This is a genomic window from Curtobacterium sp. 9128, from assembly GCF_900086645.1.
Classification (GTDB): domain Bacteria; phylum Actinomycetota; class Actinomycetes; order Actinomycetales; family Microbacteriaceae; genus Curtobacterium.
In genome coordinates this window covers 1,939,876-1,958,569 of the sequence record NZ_LT576451.1, presented here as the reverse complement: position 1 = coordinate 1,958,569, position 18,694 = coordinate 1,939,876, and the positions used below count along the sequence as shown (strand labels likewise).

At 68.4% G+C, this 18,694-nt stretch carries 20 protein-coding genes; 9 read left to right on the top strand and 11 right to left on the bottom strand.

Going from position 1 to position 18,694, the window contains the following annotated elements; genetic code table 11:
• Nucleotides 1–7: 7 nt before the first annotated feature.
• The gene (locus tag QK288_RS09445) at nucleotides 8–412 is read left to right on the top strand and encodes a (deoxy)nucleoside triphosphate pyrophosphohydrolase (protein ID WP_281267539.1); all 405 of its coding nucleotides are present in this window, start codon (nucleotides 8–10) and stop codon (nucleotides 410–412) included.
• Here QK288_RS09445 and QK288_RS09440 read toward each other — a convergent pair.
• The 3 genes from QK288_RS09440 to QK288_RS09430 all read right to left on the bottom strand — a co-directional run bounded on the left by QK288_RS09440 (nucleotide 397) and on the right by QK288_RS09430 (nucleotide 3,459).
• Nucleotides 397–1,215, bottom strand: a complete 819-nt coding sequence (locus QK288_RS09440) for a hypothetical protein (RefSeq protein ID WP_281267538.1) — start codon at nucleotides 1,213–1,215, stop codon at nucleotides 397–399. The genes QK288_RS09445 and QK288_RS09440 overlap by 16 nt on opposite strands.
• A gap of 224 nt (nucleotides 1,216–1,439) precedes the next feature.
• The gene (locus QK288_RS09435) at nucleotides 1,440–3,152 is read right to left on the bottom strand and encodes a DUF2075 domain-containing protein (RefSeq protein WP_281267537.1); all 1,713 of its coding nucleotides are present in this window, start codon (nucleotides 3,150–3,152) and stop codon (nucleotides 1,440–1,442) included.
• Nucleotides 3,139–3,459 (bottom strand): nucleotide pyrophosphohydrolase, encoded by a 321-nt coding sequence (locus QK288_RS09430; protein WP_281267536.1) that lies wholly within the window; start codon nucleotides 3,457–3,459, stop codon nucleotides 3,139–3,141. Before QK288_RS09430 ends, QK288_RS09435 begins: the two co-directional genes overlap by 14 nt.
• Before the next feature lie 170 nt (nucleotides 3,460–3,629).
• On the opposite strand from QK288_RS09430, the gene QK288_RS09425 reads away from it, so the two are divergent.
• Nucleotides 3,630–4,169 (top strand): excalibur calcium-binding domain-containing protein, encoded by a 540-nt coding sequence (locus tag QK288_RS09425; protein WP_348639043.1) that lies wholly within the window; start codon nucleotides 3,630–3,632, stop codon nucleotides 4,167–4,169.
• 204 nt (nucleotides 4,170–4,373) lie between these two features.
• Nucleotides 4,374–6,503: a UvrD-helicase domain-containing protein gene (locus QK288_RS09420; protein ID WP_281267534.1), complete on the top strand. Its 2,130-nt coding sequence runs from the start codon at nucleotides 4,374–4,376 to the stop codon at nucleotides 6,501–6,503.
• A 45-nt stretch (nucleotides 6,504–6,548) separates the two neighbouring features.
• Here the strand turns inward: QK288_RS09420 and QK288_RS09415 are convergent, their stop codons facing one another.
• Nucleotides 6,549–6,812, bottom strand: a complete 264-nt coding sequence (locus QK288_RS09415) for a hypothetical protein (RefSeq protein WP_281267533.1) — start codon at nucleotides 6,810–6,812, stop codon at nucleotides 6,549–6,551.
• Nucleotides 6,813–6,855: 43 nt separating this feature from the next.
• Nucleotides 6,856–7,800 (bottom strand): AraC family transcriptional regulator, encoded by a 945-nt coding sequence (locus QK288_RS09410; RefSeq protein WP_281267532.1) that lies wholly within the window; start codon nucleotides 7,798–7,800, stop codon nucleotides 6,856–6,858.
• Between the two features lie 114 nt (nucleotides 7,801–7,914).
• Here QK288_RS09410 and QK288_RS09405 point away from each other — a divergent pair, with 114 nt between their 5' ends.
• Complete coding sequence (locus QK288_RS09405; protein WP_281267531.1) at nucleotides 7,915–8,682, top strand: SDR family oxidoreductase; 768 nt, start codon at nucleotides 7,915–7,917, stop codon at nucleotides 8,680–8,682.
• A 134-nt stretch (nucleotides 8,683–8,816) separates the two neighbouring features.
• Here QK288_RS09405 and QK288_RS09400 read toward each other — a convergent pair whose 3' ends face one another.
• From QK288_RS09400 to QK288_RS09375, 6 genes are all read right to left on the bottom strand, one after another.
• Nucleotides 8,817–9,266, bottom strand: a complete 450-nt coding sequence (locus QK288_RS09400) for a hypothetical protein (RefSeq protein ID WP_281267530.1) — start codon at nucleotides 9,264–9,266, stop codon at nucleotides 8,817–8,819.
• 23 nt (nucleotides 9,267–9,289) lie between these two features.
• Nucleotides 9,290–9,781 (bottom strand): hypothetical protein, encoded by a 492-nt coding sequence (locus QK288_RS09395; RefSeq protein ID WP_281267529.1) that lies wholly within the window; start codon nucleotides 9,779–9,781, stop codon nucleotides 9,290–9,292.
• Nucleotides 9,782–9,786: 5 nt separating this feature from the next.
• Nucleotides 9,787–9,909 (bottom strand): hypothetical protein, encoded by a 123-nt coding sequence (locus QK288_RS09390; RefSeq protein ID WP_281267528.1) that lies wholly within the window; start codon nucleotides 9,907–9,909, stop codon nucleotides 9,787–9,789.
• 162 nt (nucleotides 9,910–10,071) lie between these two features.
• On the bottom strand, nucleotides 10,072–10,458 hold the full coding sequence (locus QK288_RS09385; RefSeq protein ID WP_281267527.1) for a hypothetical protein: 387 nt from the start codon (nucleotides 10,456–10,458) through the stop codon (nucleotides 10,072–10,074).
• A gap of 95 nt (nucleotides 10,459–10,553) precedes the next feature.
• A complete protein-coding gene (locus QK288_RS09380) occupies nucleotides 10,554–12,296 on the bottom strand; it encodes an alpha/beta hydrolase (protein WP_281267526.1) in 1,743 nt (580 codons plus the stop codon).
• Nucleotides 12,293–12,568 carry a hypothetical protein gene (locus QK288_RS09375; RefSeq protein WP_281267525.1) on the bottom strand — a complete coding sequence of 92 codons (276 nt, stop codon included), beginning with the start codon at nucleotides 12,566–12,568 and terminating at the stop codon, nucleotides 12,293–12,295. Before QK288_RS09375 ends, QK288_RS09380 begins: the two co-directional genes overlap by 4 nt.
• 149 nt (nucleotides 12,569–12,717) lie before the next feature.
• Between QK288_RS09375 and QK288_RS09370 the strand changes: the two genes are divergently transcribed.
• Genes QK288_RS09370 through QK288_RS09350 form a run of 5 tightly spaced genes read left to right on the top strand, consistent with a single transcriptional unit; the run spans nucleotide 12,718 to nucleotide 18,664 of the window.
• A complete protein-coding gene (locus QK288_RS09370) occupies nucleotides 12,718–13,554 on the top strand; it encodes an ABC transporter ATP-binding protein (protein ID WP_281267524.1) in 837 nt (278 codons plus the stop codon).
• Nucleotides 13,551–14,345, top strand: coding sequence for an ABC transporter permease (locus tag QK288_RS09365; RefSeq protein WP_281267523.1), 795 nt, complete (start codon nucleotides 13,551–13,553; stop codon nucleotides 14,343–14,345). Before QK288_RS09370 ends, QK288_RS09365 begins: the two co-directional genes overlap by 4 nt.
• Before the next feature lie 29 nt (nucleotides 14,346–14,374).
• On the top strand, nucleotides 14,375–15,589 hold the full coding sequence (locus QK288_RS09360) for a sensor histidine kinase (RefSeq protein WP_281267522.1): 1,215 nt from the start codon (nucleotides 14,375–14,377) through the stop codon (nucleotides 15,587–15,589).
• Entirely contained in the window at nucleotides 15,586–16,209 is a 624-nt protein-coding gene (locus tag QK288_RS09355) for a response regulator transcription factor (RefSeq protein WP_281267521.1), read from the top strand. Before QK288_RS09360 ends, QK288_RS09355 begins: the two co-directional genes overlap by 4 nt.
• 37 nt (nucleotides 16,210–16,246) lie before the next feature.
• Entirely contained in the window at nucleotides 16,247–18,664 is a 2,418-nt protein-coding gene (locus tag QK288_RS09350; RefSeq protein ID WP_281267520.1) for an excinuclease ABC subunit UvrA, read from the top strand.
• Nucleotides 18,665–18,694 lie beyond the last annotated feature (30 nt).

The window sequence follows — 18,694 nt, the reverse complement described above, 5'->3', positions numbered from 1 at the left end:
AGAGGGCATGCCGAACATCGAGGTGGTTGCCGCTGTCCTCACGCGCGACGACGGATCGGTGTTCGTCTGCCGTCGCTCGCCGGGGCGAGCATCCGCTGGGTATTGGGAGTTCCCAGGTGGAAAGGTCGAGAGGGGCGAAGAGCCGCGGGGTGCCCTCGCACGTGAGTTGCGCGAGGAGCTCGACATCGAGTCACAGATCGGAGCGCTGATCACCCGAGACACGACCGCCGTCGGCAGCGCCCGGATCGACCTCGCGTGCTACCGCGTCGCATTCGACAGCGAAGGCCCGAAACGCAGCACCGACCACGACGAGCTGCGTTGGGTGACACCGTCGGAGCTCCATCTTCTCCGGTGGGCGCCGCCCGACCTTCCGGCGGTGCGTATCGTCTCAGCGGGTCAGCCGAGCCCGTAGCGGCGATTGATTGCACGCTGGAACCGCCGGTGGTGCGCGAAGTACCGTTCAGTGAACTCATCCCACGCGCCGCAGGTTCGCCCGACGAGAGCGTTCACGGCGAGCGTGAGGTCCTCGGTCATCGGCGCGCGGCGTGGACCACGTTCGATCAGACCGCCTTTGGCGACGACGACGTATCCGAGTTCGAAAAGCGAGTCGCAGCCGATCAGACAGGCCGGCATGACAGTGTCTCTTCGCGCTCTCTCGGACCGCGATGTGTCCGCGCGTCGTTTGATGTGCGCTGTCACGAGCATCGCGACGGGAAGGTCACGACCGCAGAGAGCGCAGGTCGCGAAGAGCACATCACCAAACAGGTACCTGCGAAGTGCCGACTGCTCCCCGCGCGCGTTCACCACGACTTGTCGATCCCCGCGGTACGTGAAGTGCTCGACGGCGTCGTCGTCATCGGGCCAGGCCTGAAGCTGTGCGGCGTCGGCGCGAAGACCGGCTTGCGTGAGGAGCCAGGTCGACAGCGCCCCTCCGATCTCGGTGAGGTAGACCTGCTTCACCGCACCCCGTCGCGAGAACGGCCAGGCGGTAGTGTCAGTTTCCGTTCGGAGTTCGAAGGGGATCTCGTCGAGGGCGATCGGGCGGTCGAGCTCTTGTATCTCGACTCGCAACACTCGGCCGTCAGCGGACCATCTCCTCGCTGGGTCCTCGAAAGGTGGTGGCCCTTCGAACGCGGGTGCCAGGACGGTGCTCCACGCACGGACAGCACCGCGTGAATAATGGAAGACCACGTCACCGGCGGTCGCTTCGAGCAAGCGGTCCCAGTGCGCGCGACTGGTTCCCGCGGTCTGGCCGGGACCTCTCCGGGAGCGCTTCGGGGCCCACAGGACTCGAGCTCGTCGTTCTTCGTCGAACGTCTGTCCCTGGTTGACCCAGAAGATCCGCACGTTTCCCCTATCGACCGCTTTGCTAACGGTCGACAGGATAACGAGTCAGGGGATCCAGCGTCGGGTGAGTTCTCTCCCGGCGACACCGATCGTCAGAAGAACTGTCGGAGGTGCCGGCGGAGTTCGGGGTCGACGACGTGAACGAAGGTCCCCCTGACACCTCGCGTGAGGAGCACCGAGTACGCGTTCGTGACGAAGCGTCGGACGTCTTCGTCGGTGTAGGTGATACCGAGGCGGGGGTTGTTCTCCATTCCCTTCTTGTCGAAGTAGTTCGATCGGTCGAAGACGATCCGCCGAGCGATCACGTCGAAACGGAGGTCCGGACCGATGATCACTCCGACGTAGTTGAGGTCGTACCCCTGGACCGTGTGGATCGAGCCCACTTGGTCGACCGCTCCGGTGGACGTGATCCAGTCGGTCTGCGTCTGGTTCCACTGCAGCCGACGCCCGTCGATCTCTATGTCGATCGCAGATCGATCACGCTTGCTCTTCCACTCCCATGCGTATCCAGCGACGAGACGGGAGAGCCCAACTTCATCGTCCTTCGCACGGATCGCGTCGTGCATCGCACCGAGATCGTCGTACATCCTCAATTCGTAGTCACCGAATGACTTCACCCCAGGGGTTTCGCCGCGCATTATCGAACGGACATAGGAGACGTAGTCAGCGCCACCCTGAACCCGCATCTGTGTGAAGAGTCGGTAGTGCCGATGGAGGCCGCGCGCCTTGCGCACCAAGTCCGCTTGAAGCGTTTGGGGCAAGTCAGCTGGCCGCACGCTCTGCTCTGAGTCGAGGAGGAACACTTGATGGGCGCTCTGGTGCTTGATCCAATCCACCTGCGTGTAGTGGTCAGCATCTACCCCGAAGAGTCTCTCGTTGATCTCGCCAAAGCTCTTGTTCTGGGGACCTGACGCCTGGTTCGCTCGATGGTTCAACCGGTGAGACTCATCCACGACCAGCAAGTCCCATCGCTCCTCGCTCTTGCCGACCTCGAACGGGCTGAGGACCATCGACTTGTCGAGACCTGGGGTCTTCATGAACACACGCTTCAGCGAGGTACGCAACGCCTGCTGTGGCACCACCAATCCCACTCGGAAGCCGTCGAGGAGCTCGCGGTGCCCGTCGGTGAAGTAGTCCGAGAACATCGAGTCGCCGTCGATCTCGTCGATCCCTACGCCATCAGCGATGTCGCGGAGCAACTTGAGGAGATAGACAGCGACGATCGTCTTCCCGGTACCCGGGTCTCCTTGAACGACGATCGTGCTGTTCGCGCCTGATTCGAGGTCGTCGAACAATCCCTCGAGGATGTCTTCCGTGACCACCGCTTGATCCCGGTTGAGAGCTTTGAACGGAGAGAGCTTGTACAGCTCGCTGTTCTCGATATCCGCGATGCTCCGTGTGAAGAGCTCCTGCGATCTCAGGGCGTCGAAGACCGCATCGAATGTCTTTCGGTAACGCTCTCGATCGTAGTAGTCCGCGTTCACGATGCCCTTGTTGCTGTTGAGCACGGTGTACTTGTCGTCGCCAGCGAACAAGCCGATGAGCTGAGACTCGAGATCGAGGCACACGGACTTGTTGAACGTGCTGTCGAGCACCAGGCGAACGGCCTTCAACGAGCGCCGTTCTTCCGAATCCAGGTGCTGGCGCATCCTTGCCGCGGTGTTGAGCGTCTCGCCGACGTACACCCGTTTCCCGTCATCGAGGATGTAGACGACCGGCCAGTTCAAGAACCGGGAGTCTCTTTCACGCCACAACCGGAGGTGAGCCTCGCTGAACGGCCACTTCTCGATGTCAAAGCTGGTCATACTTGGTGCTTCGTCCTCGGGCTTTGTCGATCGGGTATTTCTCCCTGGTCACAGCGAGCTTCGCTCGGACGAGATCGACCGGTTCGACGCCCAGCCGATCGGCGAGCAGAAGACAGTAGGTCAGGACGTCGGCGAGCTCCGCATGCACTCTGCTGTCGTCCGCGTCCGCCGACCACTGGAAACATTCAAGGAGCTCAGCTGCCTCGATCGAGATGCTCTTCGCGAGGTTCTCCGGTGAATGGAACTGTGCCCAGTCACGTTCGGTGACGAACTCGCGTAGTTCGTCGCGAAGTCCCTCATCTGCCATGTCCGCACGCTAGCAGCTCGCTCGAGAACGCTCACGTGACGAACAACTCTCTCGACGTCGGGACTCGGACCCGACGCAGCTCTGAGCGGCGACAACGCAACCACCGAGGAGCTGCGTGAAGACGCAACCCCACGAACGGGGCATCGACTCGATGGGATCAGATCACGAGAATGGAACCTTCCTCAGATATTGGAGCACCTGGTATGAGCACCCCATCGAAGCTTCGTCGAGTCGCTTTCACATTCGGGGGCGCCATAGCCCTCGTGGTCGCAGTCAGTGCTTGCAGTTCTGCGGACGTGACCGGGGCAGCTGGAAGCGCGGCGGGCCTCCTTACGGCGAGCTCGTCGGCTTCCGCTGCTGCGGCTTCCGCATCGGCATCGGCTGCAGCGGAAGTCGAAGCTCAGAAAGCTGCAGAGGAGGCGTCTGCAGCGCAAGCAGCGGCAGACGCGAAGGCAGCAGCAGATGCGGCGGCGGCGCAAGCTGCCGCGGACGCGAAGGCAGCTGCGGACGCAGCAGCGGCGCAAGCCGCCGCCGATGCAGCCGCGCAGGCTCAGGCGGCTGCGGCCCAGCAACCAGCTCAGGCTGCAGGATCTGTGTACTACGCGAACTGCGACGCCGCTCGCGCTGCCGGCGCAGCCCCAGTCCGGACCGGAGACCCGGGATACTCCCGGAAGCTCGACCGAGATGGCGATGGAGTCGGCTGCGAATAACGCCCTCCGTCCGAACCCGGAGTCGGTACCGGTGTCTTCTGACCAACCGCCGCCTTTCGGCGGTCACCCACGCCGCCAACGCGAACAACGGCACACGCGAACTACCGGCCCCCAGAATTGGTCCTACTGTCCGCCACGGCGAGCCACGAGAATGGCTCATGACCATCCGCCCGCGGGAGGCGCAGGTCGAGGGGGCACCACACCATGACCATCGCCGGCGACTCAGCACGCACAGAAGCCCGCCGCCAACGAGGCCGCGCCCACGAACTCCGCCGCCAAGCCGACGAAGCCGAAGCCCGCGCCAGCCGCTTCGACATCGCCCACCGCACCGAGAGCGAGACCGCGAAGGTCCTCGCTCCCCTGGCCGGCATCGGCTACCACCTCCTCGCCGACCGCCGCTGGCCCGGCAGCAAGACAGCCCAGGTCGACATGGTCGTCGTCGGCAGCGCCGGCGTCTTCATCGTCGACACGAAGGCCTGGCGCGACGTTGCCGTGCACGACGGCCGCATCACCCGCGGCCAAGAGGACGTCACCGACGACGTCGCCAACCTCGCCGACCTGGCGTGGAAGACCGAGGCCGCCCTCGCGGAGATCGGCCTCCCGCCAGGCGAGGTCCACGCCGTCGTCGCCCTGGCAGGCCAGAAGAAGGTGCACGCCGAAGTCGCCTCGGTGGACGTCGTCGGTGTCCACGACCTCATCGCGCACATCACGAAGCGCGGTCGCCGCCTGAGCGCGTCCCGCGTCGACCAGCTCCTCGCCGCGGTCCTCGCCCACTTCCCGGTCATCGGCGAGGAAGACGCCGTCACCGCGCAGGTCGTCGTCCCGGCCACGGTCCTCCCCCGCGACCCTGATCCGACACTCGACCCAGCATCGTCGGCAGACCCCGAACCCATCGACACCGAAGAACTCCACGACCGCCTCCTCGATGGCGTCCTCGACGCCCCCATCGAGGAGTGGATGGCCTTCCTCGACCCCGCCCAGGCCAAGCTCGTCCGCCGCAACTTCAACGGCCCCGCCCGCATCCGAGGCGCTGCCGGCACCGGCAAGACCGTCGTCGGCCTCCACCGCGCCGCGTACCTGGCACGCGCGACCGGCGGCCGCGTCCTCTTCACCACCTACATCCGCACCCTCCCGGCCGTCCTGCGGTCGCTGCTCGAACGCCTCGCGCCCGACATGGTCGACCGCGTCGACTTCGTCAACGTCCACGCCTTCGCCAGCCAGCTCCTGCAGGAGCGCGGGGTCGCGTTCCGCATCGACGGACTGGAGGCCGGGCGCGCGTTCGCCGATGCATGGAACGTGATCGGAGCCTCCAGTCCACTGCGCGCCCCGCGCTTCACACGCCGGTACTGGGAAGAGGAGATCGGGCACGTCATCAAGGGTCGTGGGCTAACGCACTTCGACGAGTACGCCGACCTGGCGCGCGTCGGGCGGAAGCACGCGCTGCCGGTCGAGATCCGGCAGGCGGTCTGGGACCTGTACGAGGCGTACTCGACGAACCTCCGCAGCAGGGGCGTCTGCGACTTCGAGGACGTGGTCCTGCTCGCCCGCGATGCCGTCCGCGAGCAGCCGCTCGACCGCTACGACGCCGTCATCGTGGACGAGGCGCAGGACCTATCGTGTGCGATGGTCTCGCTCCTGCACGCGCTGGTCGGCGATCGTCCGGACGGCCTCACCCTCATCGGCGACGGCCAGCAGACGATCTACCCGGGCGGGTACACCCTCGGCGAGGTCGGCATCAGCCTGGCCGGGCGCGGTGTCGTCCTCGACGTGAACCATCGCAACACCGCAGAGATCCTCGAGTTCGCGAAGCAGATGGTGGCGGACGACCAGTTCGTCGACATCGAGGGGGTCGACGGTGCCGGCGATGCGGTGTCCGACGTCACCCGATCCGGCCCGACGCCTGCCGTCCGTCGGTTCGCCGACCGTGCGGAGCACGATGCCGCGCTGCTCGCCCGCGTGGAGGAGGTCCTCCGACTCGTCGGCACCGGCCGCGGCGACGTCGGGATCCTCACCGCGACGAATCCGCAGGCCGACAAGGTGATGGCGGTCCTCGACGCCGCGGGTGTGCCGTCCGTCTCGCTAAAGCACTACGCCGGCAAGAGCTCCGACCGGGTCCGCGTGGGCACCATCAAGCGTGCGAAGGGCCTCGAGTTCAAGCAGGTCCTGCTGCCGCACGTGCCGGCGAAGCTCCTCGCGGACGCTCCCGACACCGAGTCCGTCGCCGCCCGCGAGCGCCGTGAGCTCGACCGCCGCGAGCTGTACGTCGGGATGACTCGTGCGCGGGACGGGTTGTGGGTGGGAGCGCTTGGGCGCGTGCCGAGCCGGCACGCTTGAGGGAGCCCTGGCTCTCCGCCGCCCCCTGAGCAACGAGCTCGGCCGCTACTGCTCCCGGGCGTCCTGAGCGAGTGCTCGAAGGTGGTCGCGGAGTTCGTGGGGGAAGGGGGCACGGGTCCCTGAGCCGATGCCGGAACCCGGCACACGGTGGGTGTCCACCACGTGTGCCGCGAACTCGAGGACGTGTGCAGCCAACGCGCCGACGTCGACCATCCCGTCGACCACGACGAAGTTCGGCCCGTATTCCGGATCGGGTACGGCGGTCGCCGACTCGTTCAGCTCGCTCCGGAGGATGTCCGTGATGTGCATGGTGTTCGTTCCCTCACTCTTCTGCCGGCCAAGACCGACTCCCCTACACCGCCGTCGCCAACGCCAACTGCGCCCGCGCCGCGACTGCGTCCGCCGCCGGCGGACGCCCGTACGCCTCCCGGTAGTCCCGCGAGAAGTGCGACGCACTGCGGAACCCCACGGCCGTGGCCGCTCGGGCGGCCGTTTCCCCGTGGACGATCATCAACCGGCGTGCCTCCCCGAGCCGCGTCCGCTTGAGGTACTGCGCAGGGGTCATGCCGGTGGCTTCCTTGAAGCGCGCGAAGAGGGTGGACTCGCTGACCCGGAGTTCACGAGCGAGGCGTCCCATCGACCACGGCTCGGCCATCCGTCCGGTGAGCAGGGCGGTCGCGGCGGCGACGACCGACGTGCCAGAACCGTCGAGTGCGGCGGTGATGCGTGGCGCCTGCTCGGTCTGCAGCAGGCGCAGCACGATCTCCCTTGAGACGAGCGGGAAGAGCACCGGGACGTCCTCGGGTGCGTCGAGCAGCGCGAGCAGTCGCGCGAACGCGTCGGCGAGCGGTGCGGTCCAGGTGCCGAGTCGGGGCAACTCGCCGCGAGGCGGTACAGATGGCGCCGACATCGACGCCACGACCTCACCGACGACTGCCGGATCGAGGCGCCAGACGGCGGAGACGAAGCCGTCGCTGCCGGCGGTGTCGACGACCCCGGCCACGACGGGCAGGTCCACGGGCGTGATGATGAAGCGCTCGCGGCCCCAGACCTGATCGTCGTCCCCGACGATGGAACGCTTGCGGCCACGGAGGACCACCGACAGGGACGGCACGTAGCGGCGGTCGAACAGACCGGTCGGCTCGAACACGCGGGAGACGGTGAGGCCGAGCGCGTCGGCACGGTGCGCGGACCCTGCTCGTGCGGCGGCGTTGTGGTGGTCGGTCCCGAGGACGGCGGCGTGCGTGGACGCGATCGAAGCGGCACGGTCGAGGTGCAGGGCGGTGAGCTCGTCCACGTCAGCCAACCTACCCAGGGTGACCGACGGCGACGGGACCGCCCTGCGGGATCCGGCAAGGTCTTCGTGGGACGGGGCAATTTCAGGGGGCCTCATCCGGCCGAACATCGAATCATGACGACAACAGCGAACGAAACCACACGAACCGCCCTCGTGACCGGAGCCTCGAGCGGCATCGGCGAGGCCATCGCGCGCGAACTCGCCGCTGCAGGCATGGCCGTTGCTGTCCACGGCCGCGACGAAGCCCGCACGCGTGCCGTCGCAATCGACATCGAGCGCCAGGGCGGCCGCGCGGTGCCGCTCGTCGCCGATCTGTCGGACGGTCCCGACGAGGTGCGGGCACTCGCTGCCGCCGCGATCGAGCAGCTCGGCGGGCACGTGGACGTCCTCGTGAACAACGCCGGCGTGTACCCGGGTGGTCCCACGGAGTCGCTCGCGGACGACACGGTCGAGGCGCTCCTCGCGACGAACATCCGCGCCCCGCACGTCCTCGTCGCCGCGCTTGCGCCGTCGATGGTGTCGCTCGGCGGCGGGAACATCGTGAACATCGGCTCGTGGATGGCACGGGTCGGTGTGCCGTTCATGGCGCTGTACCCGGCGACAAAGGCAGCGGTCGAGCAGCTGACCCGTGCGTGGGCCGCAGAGTACGGGCAGCGCGGCATCCGCGTCGTGACGGTCGCACCGGGTGCGACGGCGACACCGGGCAACGCGGACTCGGCGGACGTGCTGGCGGCGATGACGCAAGGCACCCCGGCGGGCCGTCCGGTGCAGCCGGTGGACATCGCTCGTGCCGTGCGGTGGGTCGTTTCCGACGAGGCGGCGTTCGTGAACGGCGGCACGATCGACGTCGACGGCGGGATCGCGTCGACGCGGATGCGCTGAGCCGCGCCGGACCAAGGCCGGTCGGCCGCACCGGCCGCACCGGCCGCGTCCGGGGCGGCCGGTCGGCCGCACCGGCCGCACCGGCCGCGTCCGGGGCGCGAGGGCTACTGCGCACTCACGGCACTGGGCGAGGCTCACTCCTCGTAATCGTCCGCTGAGCCCTCCGCACAAGGCAATGTGATTCGGATCACGACCGCAGCATCGCTGAGCTGGTACGCCGCACCCGCTGCTCCGCTCTTGTCCGCGGTTGCCGAATACAGGATCCCGTCGTTCCCCCCGAAGTCCGTCTCCGACGGCGAGACTTCGAGACCCTTCGATTTCCAGAAGCGTTGCAGCTTCTCGGCAAGCGCCTTGGCGTTGGGCTGGGACTTGACCGGCACGTAGTACCCGAATAGCACCCCGCCCTTGCACGCCTCGGCGCTCGGCGACGGCATGTCCGGCCAGTCGAGGTCGATCTGCTGCTCAGTCTCCCGCAACAACTGCAGCGCTGAGCGCTGAGCTTGGTCAGCAGTGGGCATCGTCCCGCTGCCCTCGGCGCACCCCGCCAAAACGCCCGCAGTCTTGGCTCCAACGGCGATCACCACGGCGCCTCTCCCCGCTCGGCCGTTCACCGGTACTCGTCTGGGTCTCCCGGCACACAGATCGAGTTCACGTACACATGTGCGCGGATCTTGCTCGCGCTCATCGAAGCACTCGGCTTGCCATCGGCTTTTGCGACGACCGCGTAGATCGCCCCGGTCGCTTCGTCGATGTGTTTCTCGGTTTCCGTCAGTTCGTAGCCCTGGTCAGTCCAGTGTTTTTTCGCGTCATTCGCGAGCCGCTTCGGATCATCGGGGGCGTCGGCTTCGACGAAGCACGTGAACTGCACACCCTTCCTGCCCTCGACGGTGCAATCGTTCGGCACGGGAGCGGGCACCCCGTCCGGCCATGTGCCCGGCGCAAGTGCGACGACCGTCTTGAACTCAGATTCTGCTTGAGACCGAGCCGCTTTCACCGGCATCGCTTCGTGGCCTCCCGTTGTTGAGCATCGAGTGACTACCGCGGCGATGACGAACGCACACAAGGCGCTCTTTCCGAGCAACGACCCGTTGAGCTTCAACTCTCTCACCGTAGTGTCGCCTTCGCGGTCTCGAGCAAGCTGTTCGCGTCCGCGTCGAGGTACACATGGTCCCCGTCCGGGTCCGCCGACGGATTGACGAACATGTCATGCACGTTCACCGTGGTCATCCGTCAACGGATCCCGCGTCGATGCTGGTCGCAGCGAAGCGCTGAGCGCTTTGATTCGTCAACAGTTGGCGTCGTCTCGCTGCCCACGGCACACCCCGCCAGAGCGACCGCGGTCACGGCACTGACGGCGATCACCACGGCGACTCCCCCCTGCCCGGCCGTTCACTCGAAGTCGCGAATGTCGCCTGCGGCACACTGGGAGTCAACGTAGAGATTGATCCCAGAGCTCGATATTTCGTACGACCCCCAGGGCTTTGCGGAAGCACGCGCAGTCGCGGAATACATGACGCCGTACTGGCCGAAGTCTTCCTGCGAGGGTTTGACATCGAGACCCTGGGCTCGCCAGAACGTCTGGAGCGACTCAGCCAGGGCCTCGGAGTCAGCGTCGGTGTCGACGGCAACGAGGTACTGAAAGCGGACGCCGCTGCTTCCGTCGGCGCAGCGCGTCGCTACGGGGTCCGGTACCGACGGCCAGTCCACGTCTTTGAGATGGCTCATGGTCTGCTTCAGGAAGACGACCGACTCGTGTTTCGCGTCGTCAACGTTCATATGTGGACCTCCGGTAAGCGAGCAACCGCTGAGCGAGAGCGCCAACGCAACGAGTAAGGCCCCAGTGACAGGACCGGGCCTCCTCCGTAAAGCGATCACGGCAGCGTCACTCTCGCCGTGGCGGCAAGCGATTGCGTACCGCTGTCTAGGTAGCCGAAGTCACCCGAGCCGGCCGGCGCGGAGAGATCGTGGATGTTCACCGGAGATCCTCCACCAGTTGCGATTCGAGTTGCTCCGAAGTTCTCGGTCGGGTCCGCACGATGAGGTGAGCTGAAGGTTCGGCCGATCCAAGCCACGTCGTTCCTCTCGTCGGCCTGAGCAGCGTACATGTGGGCCGCGTGGGTCGCGTGCGCGTCGGGAACAGACGAGTGGATGCCAGCGGAGCCCAGCGTCACAAAGGACTTGACACCGACAGATGGATTGTCAGCCAAAGCGAGCGATGCCATCGTCGATCCGTAGGAATGGGCCACGACGTTCATCTGCACGTCAGGCCTCGAGGCACGAAGTCCAGCCAGGTCTCCTGCGAAGCTCGGAGCACCGCGCTCCGCGTAGCCCTGGTGGAACACGCTGATGTCGCCGGTCGTCAGCGCGTTCGGCGGTGCTTCGTAGCCGATCCACGTGACCATGGCCGTTGGTTGCGCCGGAGGTGGGAGCCGTTGTTGCGCAGCCTGCACATTCGAGCCTGTCCGCATGTACTGCGTGGTGTCTGCGAGAGAGCTTCCCATCCCTGGGACGAGGAACGACACGCTCGCCGCATGGTCGAGGTCTCCAACAGCAAAGGCCCCGAGCGGGGGACTGCCCGGGTGGAAGCTCACCATCTGACGCGGAAGCGGATCCACGAGGTTCAAGCCGGTACGAGCGCCGGCGTTGAAGTTGTGGAGCGCGTCGTAGAGCTTCTGCGCCGCGTCGAGGTCGATCTGCGCTTGGAGCGCGCGAGGCCCGCCGAGCGACACGTCACGGGCGCGTCGGGCTTGCTCGAGCTTCACCGCCGCGTCCGCCTCGGCACGCTGTGCACTGATCCGGTTCGCCTGATCCCGCGCCCAGTACGCCACTCCGTTGAGGTTCCCGATCGTGGCAGGCAACGCCGTGATGAGCGCGTCCTGCGCTGCGGAGTGCTTGCCTGCCGTCCCGCGTCCGCCCATGCTGTTCCACCACTCCTGGACGACGTCGGGTGCCATGGTGGCGAGGCGCGATTCAATCTGCTTGTGCAGCGCGGCGAGCTGTTCCGGAGCCATGGTGGTGAGCGCGGCCAAGAAGTCCTTGTCGGACATCCCGGGCATCGATGCCGCGAAGGAAACCGTGTTCCCGATGACGGTTTCGCCGCTCAACCCGGAGGCTGCGGTCCGGTCGGCCGACTGCCGACGTGCAACGAGCTCCGTCCACTGCGCGGAGAGTCGGGTTCGGGTCGACGACAGGTCGTCGCCGCTGCTCTCGAGTCGACGGAGCGCGGCCCGATCGGAATCCGAGGCGTCGTCCGCACGCGCCGCCTTCGACGCCTTCTTGACCGAGGAAGCGTTCTGCGCGATGTCCTCGGCGTTGTTCTTCTGCGCGATCCGGATGCGCTGCGCTTCGTCCTGGATCTGCCTGACCTGGTCGGCGTACGTGTTCAGGACGGTTGCAGCGGCATCGACCCGTCCGCGAATCCTCGTGGCGGCGTCGGGAAGCGTTGCGGCTGTGGCTGTGAAGCGCTGCTTCGATTCTCCGGACCAGCCGTCCGCCGTATTGGATGCGCGCGTGGCTTTCCGCGCGCCGGCCTCGATCGATCGGGAGCGGTTCGTGAGCTGCTGAGCGAGTCGCTTGATCGAGCCCGGATGGCCACTGAGCGGGTCGGCGGTCACTTGTGGGCCTTCGCTGCGAGGTCCCTGTCGGCGTCCTGGAAGTGCGACTTCGTGTCGTGCGCGTACTGCGACAGCGTGTTCGCCGTGTCACTCAGCCACACGGACATCTGCTGCTGCATCGCACGGACGACGGCGAACGCCTGCTCGACGTCTGCCGCGCCGAACGCACCCGAGCCGCTGCCGAGCGGATCATCCGCGAAGTCTCCGGCCGCCGAGGTCATCTGCGTCGAGACCTTCTCGAGCACGTCGTACGAGACCTTGAGTTCCGGCACGGTGTTCCCCCTCGTGTTCCTTGCTGCAACTTCCCCACCGGCAACATATCAGAAGTCGAGCGGAGCGTCGCGCCCATCCTCCGATCGGAGGATGGGCCCGCGCCCCCTCCGCCGATCCGCCCGCGACGGGGACCGAGGACGCTGGTCTCATGCCCGAATCCCCCGCCATCGAGGTCCACCACCTCACGAAGCGCTACCCCACCGGCAAGCTCGCCGTCGACGACGTCTCCTTCACCATCGAAGCCGGCGAGACCTTCGCCCTCCTCGGCCCCAACGGCGCCGGCAAGTCCACCACGGTCGAGATCCTCGAGGGCTACCGATCGCGCACGGACGGCACGGTCACGGTCCTCGGCCACGACCCCGTCCGCACGAGCCGCAGCCACAACGCCCGGATCGGCATCGTCCTGCAGTCCAGCGCGGAGTCCCCGAACGTCACCGTGGCCGAGCAGCTGCGCCACTTCGCAACGCTCTACCCGAGGCGTCGGGACGTCGATGAGACCCTGCACGCCACAGGGCTCACGGAACAGCGCAACACCCGCATAGCGAGGCTCTCCGGCGGCCAACGCCGCCGCGTCGACGTCGCCCTCGGCATCATCGGCCGCCCGGAGGTCCTGTTCCTCGACGAACCCACGACCGGCTTCGACCCGGAGGCTCGCCGCCAGTTCTGGAGTCTCCTCCGGCAGGTCCAAGGCGAGGGCACGACCATCCTCCTGACCACGCACTACCTCGACGAGGCCGCGCACCTGGCCGACCGGGCGGCGGTCATCGCCGACGGCAGGCTCCTCGACCTCGCCCCGATCGACGAGCTGGGCGGCGCGGCGGCACGCACCCCGAGAGTCAGGTGGACGAGCCAGAACCAAACGCACGAGGAACGCACGACCGACCCCGCAGCCCTGATCAGGGCAAGCACAGACCCGATGCACGACCTCGAAGTCATCCGCCCGTCCCTGGAGGACGTCTACCTCGAGATGGTGGGGTCGAAGTGAACCGCATCACCTACGAGATCCGCTCCTACTTCCGCGCCCCCGACGCGGTGTTCTTCACGTTCCTCTTCCCGATCATCATGCTGGCCCTCTTCTCGGTCGCCTTCAGCAGCGCCGCCGACATCCGAGCAGGAGACGCCAACGGGACAGCCAGCGTCGACTACGCCACGTACTACCTCCCCGGCCTGGTGGCGACGGGCTTCCTCCTCTCCGGCACCCAGTCCCTCGGCGTCGACATCGCGACGGAACGCAGCGACGGCACCCTGAAGCGCCTCGGCGGCACACCGCTCCCGGTGCTGAGCTACTTCATCGGCAAGATCGGCATGGTCCTCGTCACGACGATCCTCCAGACGGCGTTGCTGATCGGCATCGCGAGCATCGTCTTCGGCGTGGACCTGCCGACAGCCCCAGAGAAGTGGGCACGCTTCGCCGGCGTCATGCTGCTCGGCATCGCGACGAGCTGCGTCCTCGGCATCGCGATCTCCGCACTCCCCCGCGAGGGCCGCCGCGCCACCGCGACGATCGTCCCCGTGGTCCTGGTCCTGCAGTTCATCTCCGGCGTCTACCTCCCCTTCACGCAGCTCCCCGCCTGGCTGCAGGACGTCGCGTCGGTCTTCCCCCTCCGCTGGATGGCGAGCGGGATGCGCTCGGTCTTCCTGCCGGACGCGTTCGCGTCCGCCGAGCCGGGAGGCTCGTGGCAGCTCGGCCTCGGAACCCTCGTCCTGGTCGCATGGCTGGTCCTCGGCACGGTGGCCTGCGTGCTGACGTTCCGCTGGAACCGCAAGGACGCGTGATGCCGACCCCGAAGTGGGATGCTCGGACCATGGGCACAACGCGCATGACCGGTGAGTCCTGGGTGCGGAACCGGTGGCTGCACGCCTTCTTCGCCGCGACGATGGCCCTCACGGCGTTCATCACCGCCTACGGCTGGTCCCCGTGGAGCGCCCGCTGGCCCGCCTACGCCGCGATCGCCGTCCTGGTCGTCGCGTACGCCGCGTTCGGGCACCGCGGCTACGACGACCCTCGGGCAGCCGCGGCGTTCCTCCCCCTGCTCGTCGCCGCCGCGCTGGTCCTGCCCGCCGTCGCCCCGAGCACCGCGTTCGTCCAGTGCATCCTGTTCCCGCTCGTGTGGGTCCAGTCCGAACGCATCAGGAGCGCCGTCCTCCTCTCGATCGCGATCGGCGTCGCGAGCGGCATCGGCCTGCAGGTCTCCAGCGGCGCCGGGGCGCTCGTCAGCACCCTCCTCATCGAGGGCATCAGCGTCGTCGGCGCGTGCGCCATGGGCGTCTGGATCTCGAGCGTCGCCGGCCTGTCCGAGGAGCGCCGCAGACTCCTCGACGAGCTCCGCGCGACACAGACGTCCCTCGCCGAGGCGAACCGCACGGCGGGCATCGCCAGTGAGCGGGAGCGCCTGGCCCGGGAGATCCACGACACCGTCGCGCAGAACCTCGCCGGCATCGTGATGCTCACGGAGCGCGCGCAGAGCGACCTCGCGAGCGACCGCACCGACGCGCTCGAGGAACGCCTCACCGTCCTCGAGGAATCCGCCCGCGCAGCACTCGAGGAGTCACGCGTCCTCATCGCCGCCGGTGCCGCCGGTGTCACCCGCGACAGCCTCGGCGGCGCGCTGCACCGCCTCGGCGAGCGGCACACCCGCGAGACCGGCACGCCCGTCACGGTGGACGCGCCCGACTGCGCGCTGGGCCGCGACTCGCAGGTGGTGCTGCTCCGGGTCGCCCAGGAGGCTCTCGGCAACGTCCGCGCACACGCTCGCGCCGCCTCGGTGCACGTCGCACTGCTCCCCTCGCCCCAGCAGACCGTCCTGCGGATCGCAGACGACGGGGTCGGCTTCGACGCATCGGACCCGACCGCGGGCCACGGGCTTCGCGGCCTCCGGGAGCGGCTCGCCCTGGCGGGCGGGTCCTGCCGGATCACCAGCGGCCCTGGACGCGGCACCGTCGTCGAGGCGAGCCTGCCCGCCGGGGCCGCACCGAGCCTCCCGGCTGTCCAACACCCCGCTGCGGAGGTGACCAGGTGATCCGCGTCGTGGTGGCGGACGACCATCCGATCGTCCGCGCAGGGCTGGTCGCGCTCCTGCAGGACGCCGGAGACGTCGAGGTGGTCGGCCAGGCCGCCGACGGCGAGTCAGCGGTGTCGACGGTCCTCGCCGAGCGACCCGACGTCGTGCTGATGGACCTCCGGATGCCCGGGATCGACGGGGACGCTGCGACCGCACAGATCCTCGCCGCGGAGCCCGGGATCCGCGTGCTGATCCTCACGACGTACGAGTCCGACGACCAGATCCTCGCCGCGATCGAGGCCGGTGCCACCGGGTACCTGCTGAAGGCCGCTCCCGAGTCCGAGATCCTCGCCGGGGTACGGGCGACCGCGCGGGGCGAGACGGCGCTCGCTCCCTCGGCAGCAGCAGCACTGGTCCGCCGGGCGACCGGCGCCGTGCCGACCGGGCCATCGCTCACGCCCCGGGAGCTCGACGTGCTCCGGCTCGTCGCGCAGGGGCAGAGCAACCCGGCGATCGGTCGCGCGCTGTTCCTCAGCGAGACGACGGTGAAGACGCACCTCGGCCACGTGTTCGAGAAGCTCGGTGTGAGCGACCGCACCCGAGCGGTGACGCGCGCCATGGAGCTGCGCATCCTCTGACCGCCGCGGTCAGCCGCGCGCGTCTAGAGTCGAACGAATGCCCGCCCCGCACGCACGACCCACCCCGTCCACCGCGACCGACGGCATGATCCGCGTCCGCGGTGCCCGCGAGAACAACCTCCAGAGCGTCGACGTGGACGTGCCCCGCGACCGGATCGTCGCGTTCACCGGGATCTCCGGCTCGGGGAAGTCGTCGCTCGCCTTCGGGACGATCTTCGCCGAGGCGCAGCGTCGCTTCCTGGAGTCCGTCGCGCCGTACGCGCGGCGGCTCATCGCGCAGGGGTCGACGCCGCACGTGGAGTCCATCACGGGTCTCCCGCCGGCGGTGGCACTGCAGCAGCGCCGCGGCGCCCCGAGCTCCCGGTCGACGGTGGGCACGCTGACGACCCTGTCGAACTCGACCCGGATGCTCTACTCCCGCGCCGGCACGTACCCGCCGGGGGCGGAGCGGCTCGAGTCCGACTCCTTCTCCCCGAACACCGTCGCCGGGGCGTGCCCGCGGTGCCACGGGCTGGGCACCGCGCACGAGGTCACCGAGGCCTCGGCCGTGCACGATCCGTCGCTGAGCATCCGCGACGGGGCGATCACCGCGTGGCCCGGTGCGTGGCAGGGCAAGAACCTCCGCGACGTGACGGCGGTCCTCGGGTACGACATCGACCGGCCGTGGCGCGAGCTGTCCCGCGAGGACCGCGACTGGCTGCTGTTCACCGAGGAGCAGCCCGTCGTCGAGGTGCACCCGCAGCGCGACCGGATCGCGAAGCCCTACAAGGGACGGTTCTGGAGCGCACGGCAGTTCGTGCTGCACACGCTCGCCGACTCGCAGAGCGAGACGCAGCGGAAGAAGGTGCTGCAGTTCGTCGAGTCCGGACCGTGCACGCTGTGCGGCGGGACCGGGCTGACGCAGGCGGCGCTCGCGGTGACGTTCGGCGGGAAGACGATCGCCGAGCTGCACGCACTCCCCCTCACCGCACTCGCCGAGGTGCTCCGACCCGTCGCCGAGCTCACGGATGCGGCGCCGGCGACGTCTCGCGCCTCGTCGGGTGAGCGCACCGAGGTCGCCGTCGCGATCGCGAAGGACCTGCTGACCCGGGTCGAGGTGCTCACCGGGCTCGGCCTCGGGTACCTCGGGCTCGACCGGGCGACGCCGACGCTCTCCCCCGGCGAGATGCAGCGGCTCCGCATCGCCACGCAGCTCAGGTCGGGGCTCTTCGGCGTCGTCTACGTGCTCGACGAGCCGAGTGCCGGTCTGCACCCGGCCGACGTCGAGCCGCTCGTCGAGGTCCTCGACGGCCTCCGCGCCGGCGGCAACAGCGTCTTCGTCGTGGAGCACGACATGAGCATCGTGCGGCAGGCCGACTGGATCGTGGACGTCGGCCCGGGTGCCGGGGCGTCGGGCGGGACGGTGCTGTACAGCGGGCCGGTGCCTGGGCTCGCCTCCGTGGAGGAATCCGTCACCCGCCGCTACCTGCAGCCGCGACCGCCCGTCGAACGCGAGCCGCGGACCGCGACCGGCACGCTCGAGCTCCGGGACGTCACGCGGCACAACCTCCGCGGGCTCGACGTCGACCTGCCGCTCGGTGTCCTGACCGCGATCACGGGCGTGTCCGGGTCGGGCAAGTCGTCGCTCGTCGGCGGCGTCCTGCCGTCGGTCGCCCTGTCGCACCCGGGCATCGACCGGGTCGTCGAGGTCGACCAGAAGGCGATCGGCCGGACGCCCCGGTCGAACCTCGCCACCTACACCGGGCTGTTCGACGCGGTGCGCGCCGCGTTCGCCAGCACCGACGAGGCGAAGGCCCGCGGGTGGACCGCCGGCCGGTTCTCGTTCAACGTCGTCGGCGGCCGGTGCGAGGTGTGCCAGGGCGAGGGATCGGTGTCCGTGGAGCTGCTGTTCCTGCCGGGGAGCTGGGCCCCGTGCCCGGAGTGCCACGGGACGCGGTACACGGCCGAGACGCTCGAGGTCCGGTGGCACGACGCGACGATCGCGGACGTGCTCGCGATGACCGTCGAGGACGCGGCGTCGTTCCTCGCGTCGTTGCCGGTTGCCTCCCGCGCGCTGGAAACCCTCCGACAGGTCGGACTCGGGTACCTGCGCCTCGGCCAGCCGGCGCCGGAGCTGTCGGGCGGCGAGGCGCAGCGGATCAAGCTCGCGACCGAACTACAGCGGGCACGCTCCGGCCACACCCTGTACCTGCTCGACGAACCGACCACCGGGCTGCACCCCGCGGACGTCGAGCTCCTCACGACGCAGCTGCTCCGGCTCGTGGACGCCGGCAACACGGTCGTGGTGGTCGAACACGCGATGAACGTCGTCGCCGCGGCCGACCACGTCATCGACATGGGCCCGTCCGGCGGCGACGAGGGCGGCCAGGTCGTCGCCGCAGGCACCCCGGCGGAGGTCGCGCAGTCCGCGGAGAGCCGCACCGCACGCTGGCTCCGCGCCGAGCTCGGCGCCTGACCCGGACGGGACCCCACACCGGACTGGAGG